This is a genomic window from Pseudomonas sp. GW821-FHT02A08 (assembly GCF_059422045.1).
In genome coordinates this window covers 1-17,177 of sequence record NZ_JBWKWD010000013.1, presented here as the reverse complement: position 1 = coordinate 17,177, position 17,177 = coordinate 1, and the positions used below count along the sequence as shown (strand labels likewise).

The 17,177-nt window shown below is 58.5% G+C and carries 12 protein-coding genes; 5 read left to right on the top strand and 7 right to left on the bottom strand.

The features are described from left to right. The first annotated feature begins 1 nt into the window (after nucleotide 1). From mupP to AC07W4_RS11750, 3 genes are all read left to right on the top strand, one after another. Complete coding sequence (mupP, locus tag AC07W4_RS11760) at nucleotides 2-673, top strand: N-acetylmuramic acid 6-phosphate phosphatase MupP (RefSeq protein ID WP_056727168.1); 672 nt, start codon at nucleotides 2-4, stop codon at nucleotides 671-673. A gap of 175 nt (nucleotides 674-848) precedes the next feature. Next, on the top strand, nucleotides 849-1,589 hold the full coding sequence (locus tag AC07W4_RS11755; RefSeq protein ID WP_007999919.1) for a YciK family oxidoreductase: 741 nt from the start codon (nucleotides 849-851) through the stop codon (nucleotides 1,587-1,589). A 377-nt stretch (nucleotides 1,590-1,966) separates the two neighbouring features. Further along, entirely contained in the window at nucleotides 1,967-2,893 is a 927-nt protein-coding gene (locus AC07W4_RS11750; RefSeq protein WP_495032514.1) for a GGDEF domain-containing protein, read from the top strand. Between the two features lie 151 nt (nucleotides 2,894-3,044). On the opposite strand, the gene AC07W4_RS11745 is transcribed toward AC07W4_RS11750, so the two are convergent. Continuing rightward, nucleotides 3,045-3,806, bottom strand: a complete 762-nt coding sequence (locus AC07W4_RS11745; protein WP_443216457.1) for an iron-containing redox enzyme family protein — start codon at nucleotides 3,804-3,806, stop codon at nucleotides 3,045-3,047. Between the two features lie 76 nt (nucleotides 3,807-3,882). Then, nucleotides 3,883-6,342, bottom strand: a complete 2,460-nt coding sequence (locus tag AC07W4_RS11740; RefSeq protein WP_495032513.1) for an EAL domain-containing protein — start codon at nucleotides 6,340-6,342, stop codon at nucleotides 3,883-3,885. Nucleotides 6,343-6,779: 437 nt separating this feature from the next. Here AC07W4_RS11740 and AC07W4_RS11735 point away from each other — a divergent pair, with 437 nt between their 5' ends. Then, nucleotides 6,780-11,159 carry a hypothetical protein gene (locus AC07W4_RS11735; RefSeq protein ID WP_495032512.1) on the top strand — a complete coding sequence of 1,460 codons (4,380 nt, stop codon included), beginning with the start codon at nucleotides 6,780-6,782 and terminating at the stop codon, nucleotides 11,157-11,159. A gap of 2 nt (nucleotides 11,160-11,161) precedes the next feature. On the opposite strand, the gene AC07W4_RS11730 is transcribed toward AC07W4_RS11735, so the two are convergent. The 5 genes from AC07W4_RS11730 to AC07W4_RS11710 all read right to left on the bottom strand — a co-directional run bounded on the left by AC07W4_RS11730 (nucleotide 11,162) and on the right by AC07W4_RS11710 (nucleotide 15,491). Further along, nucleotides 11,162-12,979, bottom strand: coding sequence for an ABC transporter ATP-binding protein (locus AC07W4_RS11730; protein WP_495032511.1), 1,818 nt, complete (start codon nucleotides 12,977-12,979; stop codon nucleotides 11,162-11,164). Next, nucleotides 12,972-13,607, bottom strand: a complete 636-nt coding sequence (locus AC07W4_RS11725; protein WP_495032510.1) for a DsbA family protein — start codon at nucleotides 13,605-13,607, stop codon at nucleotides 12,972-12,974. Before AC07W4_RS11725 ends, AC07W4_RS11730 begins: the two co-directional genes overlap by 8 nt. Before the next feature lie 3 nt (nucleotides 13,608-13,610). Further along, the gene (gene trhO, locus AC07W4_RS11720) at nucleotides 13,611-14,552 is read right to left on the bottom strand and encodes an oxygen-dependent tRNA uridine(34) hydroxylase TrhO (RefSeq protein WP_495032509.1); all 942 of its coding nucleotides are present in this window, start codon (nucleotides 14,550-14,552) and stop codon (nucleotides 13,611-13,613) included. Between the two features lie 102 nt (nucleotides 14,553-14,654). Further along, a complete protein-coding gene (locus AC07W4_RS11715; protein ID WP_008048982.1) occupies nucleotides 14,655-14,954 on the bottom strand; it encodes a BolA family protein in 300 nt (99 codons plus the stop codon). 12 nt (nucleotides 14,955-14,966) lie between these two features. Then, a complete protein-coding gene (locus tag AC07W4_RS11710) occupies nucleotides 14,967-15,491 on the bottom strand; it encodes a DUF2059 domain-containing protein (RefSeq protein WP_007997268.1) in 525 nt (174 codons plus the stop codon). Nucleotides 15,492-15,682: 191 nt separating this feature from the next. On the opposite strand from AC07W4_RS11710, the gene AC07W4_RS11705 reads away from it, so the two are divergent. Beyond that, the gene (locus tag AC07W4_RS11705) at nucleotides 15,683-17,077 is read left to right on the top strand and encodes a class II fumarate hydratase (protein ID WP_495032508.1); all 1,395 of its coding nucleotides are present in this window, start codon (nucleotides 15,683-15,685) and stop codon (nucleotides 17,075-17,077) included. Nucleotides 17,078-17,177 lie beyond the last annotated feature (100 nt).

Sequence of the window (17,177 nt, the reverse complement as noted above, 5' to 3'; positions counted from 1 at the left end):
GATGCCAATCAGAGCAGTTCTTTTCGACATGGACGGCACCCTGCTCGACACCGCGCCGGACTTCATTGCGATCTGCCAGGCGATGCGTGCCGACCGCGGCTTGCCACCGATGAACGACAAGCACATTCGCGACGAGATTTCCGGTGGCGCCAAGGCGATGGTCGCAGTGACCTTCGCCATGGACCCGGAATCGCCGGGGTTCGAGGAACTGCGCCTGGAGTTCCTGGAGCGCTACCTCGTGGGTTGTGCCGTTCACAGCAAGCTGTTCGACGGCATGGGCGAACTGCTCGCCGACATCGAGAAGGCCAACCTGATCTGGGGCGTGGTCACCAACAAGCCGCTGCGCTTCGCCGAGCCGATCATGCAACAGCTGGGGCTGGCTGAACGCTCGGCGCTGCTGATCTGCCCGGATCACGTGAAGAACAGCAAACCGGACCCGGAGCCGCTGATCCTGGCCTGCAAGATGCTCGACCTCGACCCGGCCAGCGTGCTGTTCGTGGGCGATGACCTGCGCGACATCGAGTCGGGTCGCGATGCCGGCACAAAGACTGCTGCGGTGACCTTCGGTTATATCCACCCGGATGACAACCCGCGGCATTGGGGTGCGGACGTGGTGGTCGATCATCCGCTGGAGTTGCGCAAGGTGCTCGATAGCGCTTTGTGTAGCTGCTGAGATCCGGTTTCAGGCTCCAGGGAAGTGGCGGGATGTCTGACGCCTTCGCGGGCAAGCCCGCTCCCACAGGTTCCCCTGGTGGATACAAAATGTGTGAACACCCTCAGTCTTTGTGGGAGCGGGCTTGCCCGCGAATGGCCGCGCTGCGATCTGTCTTCTGTTTGTGAGGTTTTTTATGTTTGATTATTCCGCCCGCCCCGAACTGCTCAAGGATCGGGTCATTCTGGTCACCGGCGCAGGACGCGGCATCGGCGCCGCAGCGGCGAAAACCTACGCGGCACACGGCGCAACCGTGCTGCTGCTGGGCAAGACCGAAGCCAACCTGACCCAGGTCTACGACGAAATCGAAGCCGCCGGTCATCCACAACCGGCAGTCATCCCCTTCAACCTCGAAACCGCCCTGCCCCATCAATACGATGAGCTGGCAGCGATGATCGAAAGCGAATTCGGGCATCTCGACGGCCTGCTGCACAATGCTTCGATCATCGGCCCGCGCACGCCGATCGAGCAGCTTTCCGGCGAAAACTTCATGCGGGTCATGCAAGTCAACGTCAATGCCATGTTCATGCTCACCAGCACACTGCTGCCGCTGCTCAAGCTGTCGCAGGATGCTTCGGTGGTGTTCACTTCCAGCAGCGTCGGCCGCAAGGGACGTGCGTACTGGGGTGCTTACGGTGTCTCCAAGTTCGCCACTGAAGGCCTGATGCAAACCCTGGCTGACGAAGTCGATACCGTGGCTCCGGTACGCTCCAACAGCATCAACCCGGGCGCCACCCGCACCAGTATGCGCGCCCAGGCATACCCGGGTGAAAACCCGCTGAACAACCCGACACCCGAGGAGATCATGCCGGTCTACCTCTACCTGATGGGCCCGGACAGCACGGGTATCAATGGCCAGGCGTTCAACGCCCAGTAACGACCGTACGTCGCTTATTGGTGCCGCGCCAGCTTCCTGTCGCGGCACACGAAGGCTATCGGATTCGAACCAGGCGCCTGTCAAACAAACGTCACACCCTGCGCTACACAGGAAGCAGAAGAACATCAACCTATTGATTTAATACAGCTTTTATTCTGATGAACCGAATGGCACGACTTTCGCTCTAAGTTTGCTCAGACATGTAACGTGAAAGCAGACGGGGGTGAAGCTTGAGTCCAGAGATTACTCTTCTTCTACAAAGCGGATTAAACTTGTACGAAATGTCCTACGGGACTGACGGACCAGTACGACGCGCAGCCCTAAGCCGCTCTCACCCTGCTTGTAAGACAGCCTTACTGCTTAGGGGCGCACGCCTTATGAAACCACCCTCCCAGACCAACGCAATTGACTTCGATAGCGCCAAATTGCAGCGCCTGGGCTTTGGTCAGCAGCCGCCCCTCCTGGAAAGACCTGTCAGTCTTGCGCAATTGCGCCAGCAACTAAGCCTGCAGTTGCAAACCAGTCTGGAGCCGCAACGCATTCTTGGGACTTTCTATCGCGAGATTCAGCGGTTGGTGCCGCTGGACGCCTTGTGCTACCAGCACAAGAGCAGTGACCTGCGCCTGGAGTTCGGCCAACGCGGCCACCACTCCATCAGTTACAACCTCAGCCACGAAGGCGAACACCTGGGTGAGCTGGTTTTCCGCCGCAATCAGCGTTTCAGCGAACAGGAACAAGGCAATCTCGAATCACTGCTGGCCGCGCTGCTTTTCCCGATGCGCAATGCGCTGCTGTACCGTACCGCCACCCAAAACGCACTGCGCGACCCGCTGACAGGCGCCGGTAACCGCATCGCCATGGACCAGACGCTGCAAAGGGAAATCGAGCTGTCTCGGCGCCATCTGCAACCGTTGTCGGTGCTGATGCTGGACATCGATCATTTCAAGCAAGTCAATGACACCCATGGCCACAGCACAGGCGATGACGTGCTCAAGGCGGTCGCTGCCTCGATCAAAAACCAGCTGCGCAATGTGGACATGGTATTCCGCTATGGCGGTGAAGAGTTCCTGATCCTGCTGTCCAATACCTGTCGCGAGGCCGCTGCCATGGTCGGTGAGCGGCTGCGGTTTGCAGCGCAGTCTGAAGAGTACCTGGCCGATGGTCATACGATCGTGCTGACGGTCAGCCTCGGCTGTTCGACACTGTTACCCGGCGAGTCTGCCGAAAGCCTGTTGCGACGGGCAGACAGCGCGTTGTATGTGGCCAAGCGCGAAGGTCGTAACCGGCTGGAGATGGCGGGCTGAGTCACTAGACGCGACACAAAACAATGTGGGAGCGGCGGTGCGACGATTCGACTTGCTCGCGAAGGCGGCGTATCAGCTAACATCTGAGCTGAATGACACTCCGCTTTCGCGAGCAAGCCCGCCCCCACAGTTTTATTGCGTGATGGCTGTATCAGCCTTCGGCCAGTGCCATCCGCTCACGAACGACCGGTGCCCGTTCTGCGTGCTCCAATTGCATGCAACGCTCGAGAAACAGGTACATATAGTCGTAGCTCTTGCAAACAGCCTGACGCAGCTCCACCTGCAGGGTTTTGCTCGGGTTGGTGCCCGCCAATGTGCAGATGATTTCCAGGGCTTCCCATGGATGGGCATCGTCGTACTGGGCATGCATCTTCAGCCACTTCATCGCCCGCTTGCGATCTTCCTCGGGGAACGAGGCTGCATAGATACCGTTGGAACACACTACCGCCGACCATTCCCCGGTCGCCCCTTCGATGGCGTAGTTGGTGGCGGCAATCCCAACGATCAGCGAGTCGGCTGAACTGGTGTGCCAGCACCAATGGCTCAAGGCGTGAAGCTCCGGTGCTACCTGCTGTGCCTGCAGGTCTTCCAGGCTGACACCGTGCGCGCGGCTCCAGTGCACCCAGTAGTCGGCGTGATTCAATTCGACACGGATATTGCGCATCAGCCAGCGACGGGCCATGTCTTCGCCGGGATGACGGGCAAAACGGGTCTTGGTCAGGTTTTGTGCCATATACAACGCGAACTGTTCGACCACCGGCCAGCCACCAATCAGGTACTGGCGCATGGTCTTCGCACTGAGCTTGTTGTCTCGCATGCGTTGGTACAGTTCGTGTTCGACAACCCGGCGCTTGCTCTCGCTGCAATCCTGGATCAGGCGCTGGGCCCAGGCAGGGTAACTTGCAGCTTCCATGAGCGGTCCGGTTCGGTTGAATGTATCGATCACTGTCGAGCTCCTTTTGATTGTGATTGTCAGACCGACAGGAGTTTCAACGGAACGTGCCAGGCGCCTTGAACAGCAGCGGCTGAGGCCTGGCAGGACGACTTAGCAGACTATCGCTGGTAAACAGATGCGGGCGTTCAATCACATACCCTTGAGCATAATCCACCCCGATTTCCAGCAATGCCTGCTCGATCTGGGGCGTTTCGACAAACTCGGCAATCGTGCGCTTACCCATCACATGGCCAATGTGATTGATCACTTCGACCATGGCGCGGTTAATCGGGTCGTCCAGCATATCCTTTACGAAACTCCCGTCGATCTTCAGGAAGTCTACAGGCAAATGTTTCAGGTACGCGAATGAGGACATTCCGGCACAAAAATCGTCCAGGGAAAAATGGCAGCCTAAGCCTTTGAGTTCATTAATGAATCGAATGGCGCTGCCAAGATTTGAAATGGCACTGGTTTCAGTAATTTCAAAACAAATCATTTCAGGCGGAATCGAATGCGTCACAAACTGTTCGCGCAAGAAGTCCAGGAACGCCTCATCCCCGATCGTCGCGCCTGACAGATTGATCGCACACATGGCCAGCGGCCCGTGGCCTTGCTCGGCCCGGCATTGGGCGATGACCTTGAACACGTTCTGCACCACCCAACGATCGATCGAACTCATCAGACCATAGCGTTCAGCTGCTGGAATGAAGCTGTCGGGCAAGATTATCCGCCCGGCTTCATCATGCAATCGCAGCAGAATCTCAATGTGCCCGCTGCCCTGATCGACATGGCCCAAGGGGGCAATTTCCTGGGCGTACAGGCAGAAGCGGTCTTCCTCCAGCGCCATGTGCAAACGCTGCACCCAGGCCATTTCGCCGAAGCGCAGGGACAGTTCCGAGTCATCCGGATGATAGACCTGGACCCGGTTCCGGCCCTTTTCCTTGGCCATGTAGCACGCCATGTCGGCAGCACGCAGCGAAGCTTCGAGCGTCGTCGGATTCTGCGCGACATGGACCAGCCCGATACTGACAGTGGTCACGAAAGGCCGGCCCTTCCAGACAAAATGCAAATTCTGCACAGTCTGGCGCAGGCTTTCGGCAATTTTCTCCGCCGCTTCCGGTGCGCAGTTTTCCAGCAGGATGCCGAATTCGTCGCCGCCAAGGCGCGCCAGGGTGTCGCCTTCGCGCAGCCCGGATTGCAGCAGCGCACAGATGTGTCGCAACAGCTCATCGCCCGCTGCGTGGCCGCAGGTATCGTTGACCAGCTTGAACTGGTCCAGATCGAGGAACATCAGGGCATGGCGACCCGAATGGCGAGACAGGTTGTGCAGCGCCTGTTCCAGGCGATATTCGAACTCGCGACGGTTGGCAAGCCCGGTCAAGGCATCGTGGGTCGCCTGCCACGACAGATTGGCGATGTATTGCCGTTCCTGGGTCATGTCATGCAGCACCAGCACCGTCCCGCTGACTTTGCCGGCATTGCGGATTGGCGCGCCCACCAGCGTGACTGACACCGTGCTGCCGTCCAGGCGTTGAATCAGCTTGGAGTGTTTACTGCCGCCACTGAGTTGGCCGCTGAGAATATGCTCGATCAGGGTGAGACCATCGATCTGGGCATCTTCGTCCAGCAAGTTGAACAGCGCCGCCAGCGGCAACCCGGTCGCCTGCTCGGCCTTCCAGTGGGTCAACGCTTCGGCCGCCGGATTCATGTAGGCAATCGCACCGGAAACATCCGTGGTGATCACGCCGTCGCCAATCGATTGCAGGGTGACCTGCGCCCGCTCTTTCTCCAGCTGCAGCGCATCGGCGAAGGCATGGCGCTGCTTGAGCAGTTTATGGGTGCGCATCAAGGCCAATGCAATCAAGCCCAGGGCGGTGGCGAGGTTGGTCACCAGCAACAGTCGCAGGATCATCCGCGAGCCTTCGCCCAAGGCATCGCTGAAGGCCTTCGCCGCCGGTGTCACACTTTCGTTGATGACGAATATCTGATCCTTCCAGTGCTTGATATCAGCATCGGTGGCCTGCCTGGTGGTGATGCGCTGATGCATCTCCCGCGCAATGGCATCGAGTTGCACCAGATACGCGTCGCCCACCCTCCAAAGGTCGATGGCTTTCTGGTGGTAACTGAAGTGCCGGAAATTCAGGTACAGCCAGATCACACTGGAGATGTCATCCGGATGGTTGCCGCCCTTGAGGATCGCCACACGTGCCGCCTCGATATTCGGCGGTTGATGATCCAGCGCCACACGCAACTCATGCCCGCCCTGTGGCACGGAAATGGCGTTCTGGTATTTATGAAAAATCGCTTCGTCGCCGCTGTCGGCGTAGAGGTTGAGGTAATAGATGGCGTCTTTCTGGCCCTTGGACCACAGGCTTTCGCCGGCAACATAGCCGCGAACCGCCGACAGCACGTAAAGGCTAACGCCGCCCAACAAGGCTTGAAACACCACAACGGCAATAAATGGCCAGACGATGCCCAACAGCCGTGGCGTTCCGAGAGTCCGCGTTTGATTCATGAGGTCCCTTGCATTAGCACTGCTTGCTCGCCTTCCGGACGAAATCGCTACCGCTAGACTAGGGGGCGTTCCCGTTTCCAGCAAGCCAGATACGGTACAACATGCATTACATATGTACCGCATCCGGAGTGCACAAAACTCTGACACTGACGGCTCTACTCCATTTCAAGAGCCGTATTCTCATGCTATCCACAAACTCGAATCCCCCCCCATTACAACGACGTACCAGTCATCAAGCCGAATTCAGGGCATTACTGACCGCATTACGATCTGTGCAAACGGCATCTTCCGACTTGCGATACTTTTACATGCCTCCCGAGGCAGATTCTCCCCTGGGCATGGAGCACAGCCACGCGCAAACCCTACTGTCAGGGCTTATCGAAAACGCCGGCAACAGGGCCTTGTCTGAGTATCTTCGAACCCCTGAAGGACTGCTGATGGAAGTCACCGGCATCGCCGATCAGTGTGTGTTCTCGACAAGCTTCAAGGATGGCGTCGCTACATACACAATCGAGGATGTAACAAGTTCCACCAGCGATGTTCGAGCCTTTCAACAAGCGTTGTTGAACATAGGTGGATACATCCGCACCGACAGATTGCTGCCTTTGTCACAGTTCCTGAAGTATTACGGACTTGCGTTGCCAATTGCACAAAACACCGATTCCCTGACCCGACTGATTGAAGAGGTGGAGGAGAAACGCGCCATTCACCGATTGAATCTGGAGCAGGGTCTGCAAATCAGTGAACTGATAGAACCACACGACCACACCCTGATTCTCGACGTCGTCAGCGAATTGGTCACCAATGAAGCCAGCTCCGTCATCGACGCCCTGACCAGTGAAATCGAACCACCGCTGGCCCCCCATCAACTGGCGGTCCAGCCCACCGCCTGTCTTGAGCGTTTGCTCGACACTGCGAAGGCACGCAACCTGGCCCAACGCCTGCTGGAAGAACTCGATTGGTACGGCAGCAAACCCGACGAAGTAACGGTTCCGGACATTGGTGAAAAACTGCTGCTGGAGGCATTGCGACTATGGTACGACCTGACGTGTACCGAAGCGCCACACAGCATTGCCGGCTATCAATTGCAACAACGCGCCAATCAAGGCCAAAGCTACGCGAATATCCTCAAGAACTTCCGGCAGCATCTGGAAGACTCATTTCGCACGACAACGCCGACCGAAACAGCGTTGCTGGGAAGGCTCTGTCAAGCCTGGTTCCCGGTTGAATTTCAGGTGCGCGACATCCCCCACGACTTGCCATACGCCACTTCTGTCGTCTGGGTCAATTTCGTTCACGGCGCCCATCTCGCCCATGCACTGGACCCGGCCCTGCTGCAACGACTGACCTTCCAGCAAATCACCGATCTGCCGCTGGAGAAAATCCGCAACGCCACCGACGCTCTGCACCAGTTGATTGACCTGACGCGAGTTCCAGCGGCGTTGGCGTGGACAAATGCAACCGGTGCAGTGCAGCCGGGTGCGCAAACTGGCGACGCTACGCAGGACAAACTGAGCGCCTTGCAAGCGCTGGAAAACCACAAGGCGCAATTGAATGAGGCAATTGTCCAACTCGAAGTGGCGCCTCCAGACCGGCTGAAACTGGCGGAACAACAACTAAAGCGGGCATTGGCCAACGACCTTATGCCGGCCCCTGTTGCCACCAAAGTGATGCGCAACCTGTATCGTTCAGGCAAGCGCGTTGAGCGCAGTCTTCTGGACACACCGGACGTACCGCATAAAACCTGGCCGCTGGTGGAAGTATATGCCTCGGATGGCTTGAGCCCCGATCACAAGTGGTACATCAGCAGCGACGGCAAAACCGCGAGACACTGGATCAGACTGTCATCTGAACGCAAATTTGAATCAGGCCCGGTAGATTCCAAGACTCGCCACGTACAGTTGTTTCCAGTCAATCGCACGCTGCCTGACATTGCAGCCCTGTTCGACGAGCAATTCAAAAACTATCTGGCCAAGAAAAAAACAGCCTACGAAAACCTGATCAAAAGCCTGTTGGTCACGCTGCCGTGGGCTGATCGCAAGATACTGGAGCAGGGTGAGGTCAGGGTTCTCAGCCTCAGGGATGAGACCGGGCGCAAGGCCGAAGAAGAAACTGCAACACATACGCTGCCGCTCAGGGCGCGCATGGGGTTTGTGCTGCAAGCAACTTATGACAACGCCGTGCGCTTCTATGAGTGCCTGCCCCGTGCTGGCGTCATAAGGCCGCGCACTGATGTGACAACCGCCCATGTCGGAGGTGTTCGTGACAAATTTTTCTTCGTCAACCGCCTGGTTGAGGAAGACTATGACTTCCATATCGCCATACGCCCACATCGCCTGCCATTCGATCGTAATGCCCATGATTCCGGCACGCCCCCGAAATCAGGCACCACCTGCCTCGCGATTCTTGACCAGCTCGGCGACACCCTCCCTCCAGCTGCGTTGCCGTCGGCATATCACGACCATTTTCCCAACCTCACGCTGACATCCCCCCGTACACGACAAATCGCGTCGTTTATTGCAGCCCGATTGTTTTATCTTGATGAACAGGAACTTCGTCGCGAAGCCTGGGGAGTCACTCAATTCGAACGCGACAGTAACAAGGAACACTGGCTGCATAACCTCAAGGGTTTCGTACCATTCTGGGGCAGCCTCGAAGACCTTCAATCGGATAAGTTCGGTGATCGCGTCCTCGGCGTGATCGGACTGGCGCTCGATATCGTGTCATTCATGGTTCCCTTGGGTAAGTTCGTTGCCGGCAGCATCCGCTTGAGCGCCAATGCCGGCAGAATGGGGATTCGGGCAACGTTGCCGCGAATGACGAATCTATCCCGAAAACTGGTGACCTCGAGTCTGAAAAACTTCAACCCCCTGGACGGTTCAGTGGATCTGCTGCGGCTTACTGGCAGCGGCATAAAAAGCGCAGGGCGTGCAGTCGTCTATCTGGAAAAGCGGGCGATGCTCCAGTTGAAAAAACTCGCGGGGAGAGCCGATAGCTATGACTTTTTCGACAGCCTGCCCCAGATCACTGAACCGGGACGCTGGAAGCCGCTGACGGACGCCGACCAGTTAGCCATCGTCAAAGGCATCGAAGACGTTCCGGTACGCAAGATCGACGGCCACCATTACTTGTTTGACCTGCTGTCCACCAGGCCCTACGGGCCCCGGCTCACCACCCGAAATCATGAGCTTTCACTCGGGCGCTCCAGCTACAGCACCGTGAAAAAAACCGACGATCTGGTTTTCTTCGAACTCCCGGATCAGGCGCACGTTCGCTATCAGTTCGATATAGATGGGCGCACGACAGTCTTCATCGACGACGTTCCCTACCGCCTGGATGGCGAAGACCTGCGCCGCATCGAGATGATCGATGACAGCAGCGCATTGACGTCAGTCCCCTGCCGGCCACGCCGCGCGCCAAACAACGGCAGCGAATGCCTCAGCAGTTTTGTGACAGGAACGCCCGCCCCAACACCGGAGGTCGGCTCATTCGACGAAACCAAAGGTTACGCCCCCTGGTTTGGCGACAGGGTGGCTGAAGCGGTTACCCGGCCAGGTCATGACGGTCAGTTTATAACCCATGAGGGAAATCTTTATCAGGTCATCGACAATAAACCGACCCTTTACCCTGGTGACATCACCGAACTTGGCTTTGACAAGAAGTGGCTGGTGCCCCGTCGCGAGATGCCGGCCAGCCTGATGTTCCGCAAAGGCATTTATGGCCGTATCGAAGTCAAGGGGGTTTATGAGGGCGCCGAGGACCCGCACCGGATCGGGGCCATTCTGGTGCCATCCACCGATGAATCGAGCACTTATGTCTTCAGCCGAATCAACACCGACAAATATTACGTCGCGACAGTGCCCAAGGGCCAAAACCTGAGCGAGCCGCTGACATTGAAACGCTTGTTCAAGGCTGACATGGCTGAAGGCACCCTGGGTGCGGAACTGCTAACGGTGTACACCGGGTCATTGAGCGCCAATAACATCGCACGCATCCATAGCAAAGAAGCCCTTGAGCTCGCCATGAAAACCATGGACGAGATCGCCATTCCGATCGGAACGACCTCTAACCCTCCGGGCAACATGAAACTCCTGAAGGTCGACACCAGTCCTGGAGAAGCACTGATGTTCGATCATTCAACCCGAATGATCGTCACTCGACTGCCTGAAGGAGCCACGACATGGAGCAGGAGCAAGGACGCTCCGGAGGACTTGCGTCAAAGCACCGCCAATATTTTCGATACCTTGTTCAAGGAGCCGACGATCGACGCCAATAATGCCAACAGCGCGCTAAGGATCAACCAGACCATGCAGAAGCTGCACCAGTTGATACCCAAACGCGAACGCTCCTTCAATCCGAGAAACATTGCCTACGCCGATGTCATGACCAGCAGTGGGCAACGGGAAATCTACGTCAGCGTGTCCGGTGCCCAGCAAACAACCGGTCAATTGCCGCTGTTCAAGCAACATCTTGGAGCGGATTCAGTTCCGGTCGGTGATTCGACCTACTTCAATATCGACATGAATCAGAGCTTTCCCTATACCTCCCTTGACGTGACCGCCGAGGGCAAGTTGCTGGCCGTGCCGGTGACCATCAAGGACATCGAAAAATACAAGCCGGCGCAGTCGAAAAAACCGACGTCACTGGACAGCGAAAGCAAGTTGATCCGCGTGATTCGGGAAAAATACCCCGACCCCAAGGCAATCAAATCCGTCAACATCGCCACGACGATGCCCCCTTGCGAGTCGTGCTCGATCGTGATGAAAGAGTTCGGCTACGACGGTGGGAAAAACGCGCTCCAGGTGCTGTGGAGTTAAACCTACAACCGCTGCAAATGACCATAAAGCTTGGCATACAACCCACCATCGGCAATCAGTTGCTGATGGTCGCCATCCTCGGCAATTTGCCCGCCATCGAACACCAGCACACGATCGGCCTGTTTCACCGCCGAAAGACGGTGGGCAATGATCAATGTGGTGCGGTTGCTCAGAAACCGCGCCAGTGCCTGGTGCAGGTTGTATTCGGTGGCGGCGTCCAGCGCGGAGGTGGCTTCGTCGAGGATCACCACCTTGGGCTCGGCCAGTACCATCCGCGCAATTGCCAGGCGTTGACGCTGCCCGCCGGACAAACGCACGCCAGAGCGTCCGACGACGCTGTCCAGGCCATTGGGCAAATCCCGCACCGTGCCGTGCAATTGGGCGATTTCCAGTGCCTGCCAGCAGGCCTCGTCACTGCGCTCGCGGCCCATGGTCAGGTTGGCCCGGATGGTGTCGTTGAACAGCGCCGGATGTTGCAGGACCACAGCAACATTTTCCCGCACGGTTTCCAGACCAATCTCCTGCTGGGTCGAACCGCCAAAGCGAATGGTTCCGGCCAACGGCGTGTACAAGCCCAGCAGCAGTTGCACCAGCGTGCTCTTGCCCCCGCCACTGGCGCCGACGATCGCGACCTTTTCGCCGGGGGCGATGGACAGGTTCATCTGGTTCAAGACCAGTTCGTCACCGTAACCGAAGCTCAACCCTTGAACTTCCAGCCCGACCGTCTCGCGCCCGATGAACGGGTCGACGCCGCCCGGGTATTCAGGCTCATCATCGCGCGACAGCAGCTCATTGATCCGCGACAGCGCACCGCCGGCAGCGTAGTAGGCATATTGCAGGTTCAGCAGTTGCTCTACCGGACCGATCATGAACCACAGGTAGCTGAATACCGCGAGCATCTGGCCGATGGACAGGTCGGAGAACAACACCGTGAGCATCGCCGCGGCCCGGAAAATATCGATGCCGAACTGGAACAGCAAACCGCTGGCCCGGTTCGACGCATCGGTTTTCCATTGCGAATTCACCGCATAGTCGCGCACATCACGGGCGCGTTGCCCCAAGCGACCGAGGAAGAACCCCTGACGGTTGCCGGCGCGAACTTCCTGGATGGCATCCAGGGTTTCGGTCAGCGCCTGGGTAAAGCGCGAAGTGCTGTCGTTCTCGAGTTTCTTCAGGTGCTTGACCCGTTTGCCCAACTGCACCGTGGCGTAGATCACCAGCGGGTTGAACAGCAAGATCAGCAATGCCAGTTTCCAGTGCATCCACATCAGAATGCCCGCCGTACCGACCAGGGTCAGCATGGCCACGAGGAAACGGCTGAGGGTTTCACCGACGAATTTGTCCAGTGTGTCCAGGTCAGTCACAAGGTGCGTGGTTACGGTGCCGCTGCCCAGGCTTTCGTATTCACCCAGCGAGATACGCTTGAGCCGTTCGATCAGGCGTATGCGAATGCGGTAGACGATGTCCTTGGCCAGCCCGGCGAACAACTTCGCCTGCACCACGTTGAACAGCAACGCCGTACACCTCAGGGTCAAGGTCACCAGCAGCATCAGGCCGATGTAGCCCGCCGCTTTTTGCCAGCCTTCGGGCAGCGCGTGGTTCATGATCTTAAGCGCGGCGTCACCGTGCCCCAGCAACACCTCGTCCACCAGCAACGGCAGGAGCAACGGAATCGGCACGCTGCACAAGGTCGCCAGCACGGCCACGCCGTTGGCGATCCACAGGGATTTCTTGTGATGCAGGGCCAGGCGACGGATTTCCGCCCAGCTCAGACGGTCGACGCGTTTAGCGGTAGCGACATCATCAGGCAGGTCATGCACAGGCAGCACGCTCCAGCCAGCGGCCGAGCAGCGGGGACAACTCGCTCAACGGCTGATAGCCATTGGTCAACAACGCCAGTTGGCCGTTACGCTCGGCCAGCAGGGTGGGGAAACCGGCAATGCCCAGGTCCTGGACCCAGGTGAAATCGGCATCAGTCGCAGTGTGCATGTCGGCACGGTCGAAAGCGGCGGCGAACTCGATGCGCGGTACGCCGGCCTGTTCGGCCAACTCCACCAGCACGCTGGCGCGGGTGACGTCCCGGCCTTCGACATAAAACGCATGCTGGATCAGCCCGAGCAGCTTCCAGGCGTAATCCGGCGCCAGTCCGCGCGCCGTCACCAGTGCCCGGCAGGCCGGCTCGGTGTCGTAGACAAAACCATCGGGTAACGCGCCTTCAAACTTGAACGGCTGGCCGGTGGCCTCGGTGACAGCCTGCCAGTGTTCAAGGATGTAGCGGCGGGTGGTCGGCTCCAGCGCCGCACCGCTACCGGTGCGCAAACCACCCACGATCAGATGCACATCCACACCCGCGGCTTGCGCCTGCTCGACCAGTGCGTTGGCCACCGGGGCAAACCCCCAACACCAGGAACACATCGGGTCCATCACATAGAGCAGGCGCGCAGACATGGTTCAGGCCTCGGAGGATGCTTGCTTGTAGTTGAAGCCGATCGGGTGAGGCTGGTTACGAGCCTTGGCCAGTTCGATCTGCTTCTGCCGGTCGATGGCGCTGCGACGGGTCTTCTCGCTCAGCTTATCCCAGCAATGCGGGCAACTGATGCCGGCCACGTAATGCTCGGACGTGCGGTCTTCGATGCTGACCGGTGTGCGGCAGGCATGACATTGATCGTAGTCACCTTCGCTCAGGTCGTGACGCACGGTCACGCGGTTGTCGAACACGAAGCAGTCGCCCTGCCACTTGGTTTCTTCCTGCGGCACCTCTTCGAGGTACTTCAGGATGCCGCCCTTGAGGTGATAGACCTCATCGAAACCTTCGCTGAGCATGTAGCTCGACGCCTTCTCGCAGCGAATGCCGCCGGTGCAGAACATCGCGACCTTCTTGTGCACGGCCGGGTCGAAGTTGGCTTTGATATAGTCTGGAAATTCGCGAAAACTGGTGGTTTTCGGGTCGATGGCGCCTTCGAAGGTACCGATCGAGACTTCGTAGTCGTTACGGGTGTCGATCAACAGCACTTGCGGGTCGCTGATCAGCGCGTTCCAGTCCTGCGGATCGACGTAGGTGCCGACCTTTTTGTTCGGGTCCACGCCTTCCACGCCAAGGGTGACGATTTCTTTCTTGAGTTTGACTTTGGTGCGGTAGAACGGCTGCTCGTCGCAGTACGACTCTTTATGGTCGATGTCGTCCATGCGCGGGTCGTTCTTGAGCCAGGCCATCAGCCCGTCAATGCCTTCGCGACTGCCGGACACGGTGCCGTTGATGCCTTCTTCGGCAATCAGCAGCGTGCCTTTGATGCCGTTGTCGACCATCGCTTGCAGCAGGGGCTCGCGCAGGGCGACGTAATCTTCCAGGGTGACGAACTTATACAGTGCCGCCACGACAATCTGTTGTGTCATGGGTGAATCTCCAGGTGGCTACCCTCGTAAGGGGTGAACCGGATGCGAAAAAAAACGCGCCGGGTGAGCGGCGCGTTGGGCATTCTAACAAAAAACCTGTGTTTAGTGCTTGCTGCCGCCGGCACAGGTCGGCGAGGCCGGAGCCGCGTCGATCCGGGCCCATTCCTCTGGCGTGTAGGTATGCAGCGCCAACGCATGGAACTCGCCCATCAGCTCGCCAAGCGTGCCGTAGACCTTCTGGTGGCGCTTGACCCGGTTCAAGCCTTCGAACTGCGCACTGACCACCACAGCCTTGAAATGGGTTTGCAGCCCCCGGCTGTGCATATGGCTCTCATCCAGTACTTGCAGATGCTCGGGCTGAAGCAGGGCCAGCGTCGATTCGATGCGTTGTTGCATGGTCATACCGAACTCCGCTTAAGGCTTTTTCTTGGCTGGAGCAGCCGCGTCTTTCGGCGTCAGCTCGGCGGTCATGTCGGCCAGCAGCTTGTTGACCACAGGCACCGCGCTTTCCAGCTTGGCCTGGGTCATCTGGGCCGATTGCTGGGTCAGCTGAGGCATTTTTTCCAGGACTTTCTTGCCCAGTGGCGACTGGTAGAACGCAACCAGGTCCTTGAGCTCGGATTCGGTGAAGTTGGTGGTGTAGAGCTTGACCATGTCCGGTTTCAGCTTATTCCAGCCAATGGCCTGGTCCAGAGCGGCGTTGGCCTTGGCCTGGTAGGTTTCCAGCACGGCCTTTTTCGACTCAGGGGCTTTGGTCTGTTCGAAACGCTGGGCAAACATCTGCTGTACTTGCATGTACACCGGAGTGCCCAGTTTGTCAGCGTGCGCCATGGTCAGGAAAGCCTCGGCACTGGCGTTATGGCTGGCGGTGTCGGCAAGAACCTGGCCGCTGGCGCAGACCAAAGCAACGGCGGTACAGATGGCACGAAGACGAGTCATCGAGTTTCCTTTTCTAGCTGGCGAGGTAAGACCCCAAGGGCGTCCATTCTGCGCCTAAAAAAGTGTGTCGCTCAACCCCAAGCCTTGTCGCGACTGATTTAGAGGGGTTGAATGGTCAAATTCAGACTGATGGAACCACGGCCGTCGATCACGGCCTAAACTGCGCAATCGGACCTACAGGAGTGAGCAAGATGAGCCGTATCGAAACCGACAGCCTCGGCCAGGTTGAAGTCCCGGATGAAGCCTACTGGGGCGCTCAGACGCAACGCTCGCTGATCAACTTCGCCATCGGCAACGAACGCATGCCGCTGGCCGTGTTGCATGCCTTGGCGCTGATCAAGAAAGCCGCGGCACGGGTCAATGATCGAAATGGCGACGTGCCCGCCGATATCGCCCGCCTGATCGAGCAGGCAGCCGACGAAGTGCTCGCCGGCGACCACGACGACCAGTTTCCGCTGGTGGTCTGGCAAACCGGCAGCGGCACCCAGAGCAACATGAACGTCAACGAAGTGATCGCCGGTCGCGCCAACGAACTGGCCGGCAACCCCCGTGGCGGCAAGTCCCCGGTGCACCCCAACGATCACGTCAATCGCTCCCAGAGTTCCAACGACTGCTTCCCCACCGCCATGCATATCGCCGCCGTCCAGGCGGTGCAGCAGCACTTGCTGCCGGCGATCAGTGAACTGACCGGCGGGCTGGCCGAACTGGCCGCCCGCCATATGAAACTGGTCAAGACCGGCCGAACCCACATGATGGATGCGACACCGATCAGCTTCGGTCAGGAAATCTCGGCCTTCATCGCACAACTCGACTACGCCGAGCGGGCGATCCGCAGCGCACTGCCCGCGGTCTGCGAGCTGGCCCAGGGTGGAACCGCCGTCGGCACCGGACTGAACTCACCCCACGGCTTCGGTGAGGCCATCGCTGCGGAATTGGCCGCTCTCTCCGGTTTGCCGTTTATCACCGCGCCGAACAAGTTCGCCGCACTGGCCGGTCATGAGCCGCTGACCACGCTGTCCGGCGCGCTGAAAACCCTCGCCGTGACACTGATGAAAATCGCCAACGATCTGCGCCTGCTGGGTTCCGGCCCGCGCGCAGGCTTCGCCGAAGTCAGACTACCGGCCAATGAACCGGGGAGTTCGATCATGCCGGGCAAGGTCAACCCGACCCAGTGCGAAGCGCTGTCGATGCTGGCCTGCCAGGTATTGGGCAACGACGTCGCCATCGGCTTTGCCGCCAGTCAGGGCCACCTGCAGCTCAACGTGTTCAAACCGGTGATCATCCATAACCTGCTGCAATCGATCCGTTTGCTGGCTGATGGCTGCAGCAACTTCCAGCAGCACTGCGTGACAGGCCTGGAACCGGATGCGGAAAAAATGGCTGAACACCTGGAGCGTGGCCTGATGCTGGTGACGGCGCTCAACCCGCACATCGGCTATGACAAATCGGCGGAGATCGCCAAGAAGGCCTACAGCGAAGGCCTGACCTTGCGCGAGGCGGCGTTGCAGCTCGGGTATCTGACTGATGAAGAGTTCGATGCCTGGGTGAGGCCGGAGAACATGCTGGAGGCTGGGGCCAAGGGCTGAGTGCTGTAGCGCCTGAAAGTCCGTCTTCGCGAGCAAGCCCGCTCCCACAGGTTTTGCGTCGTTCACAAAGTTGATGAACGACGCAAAACCTGTGGGAGCG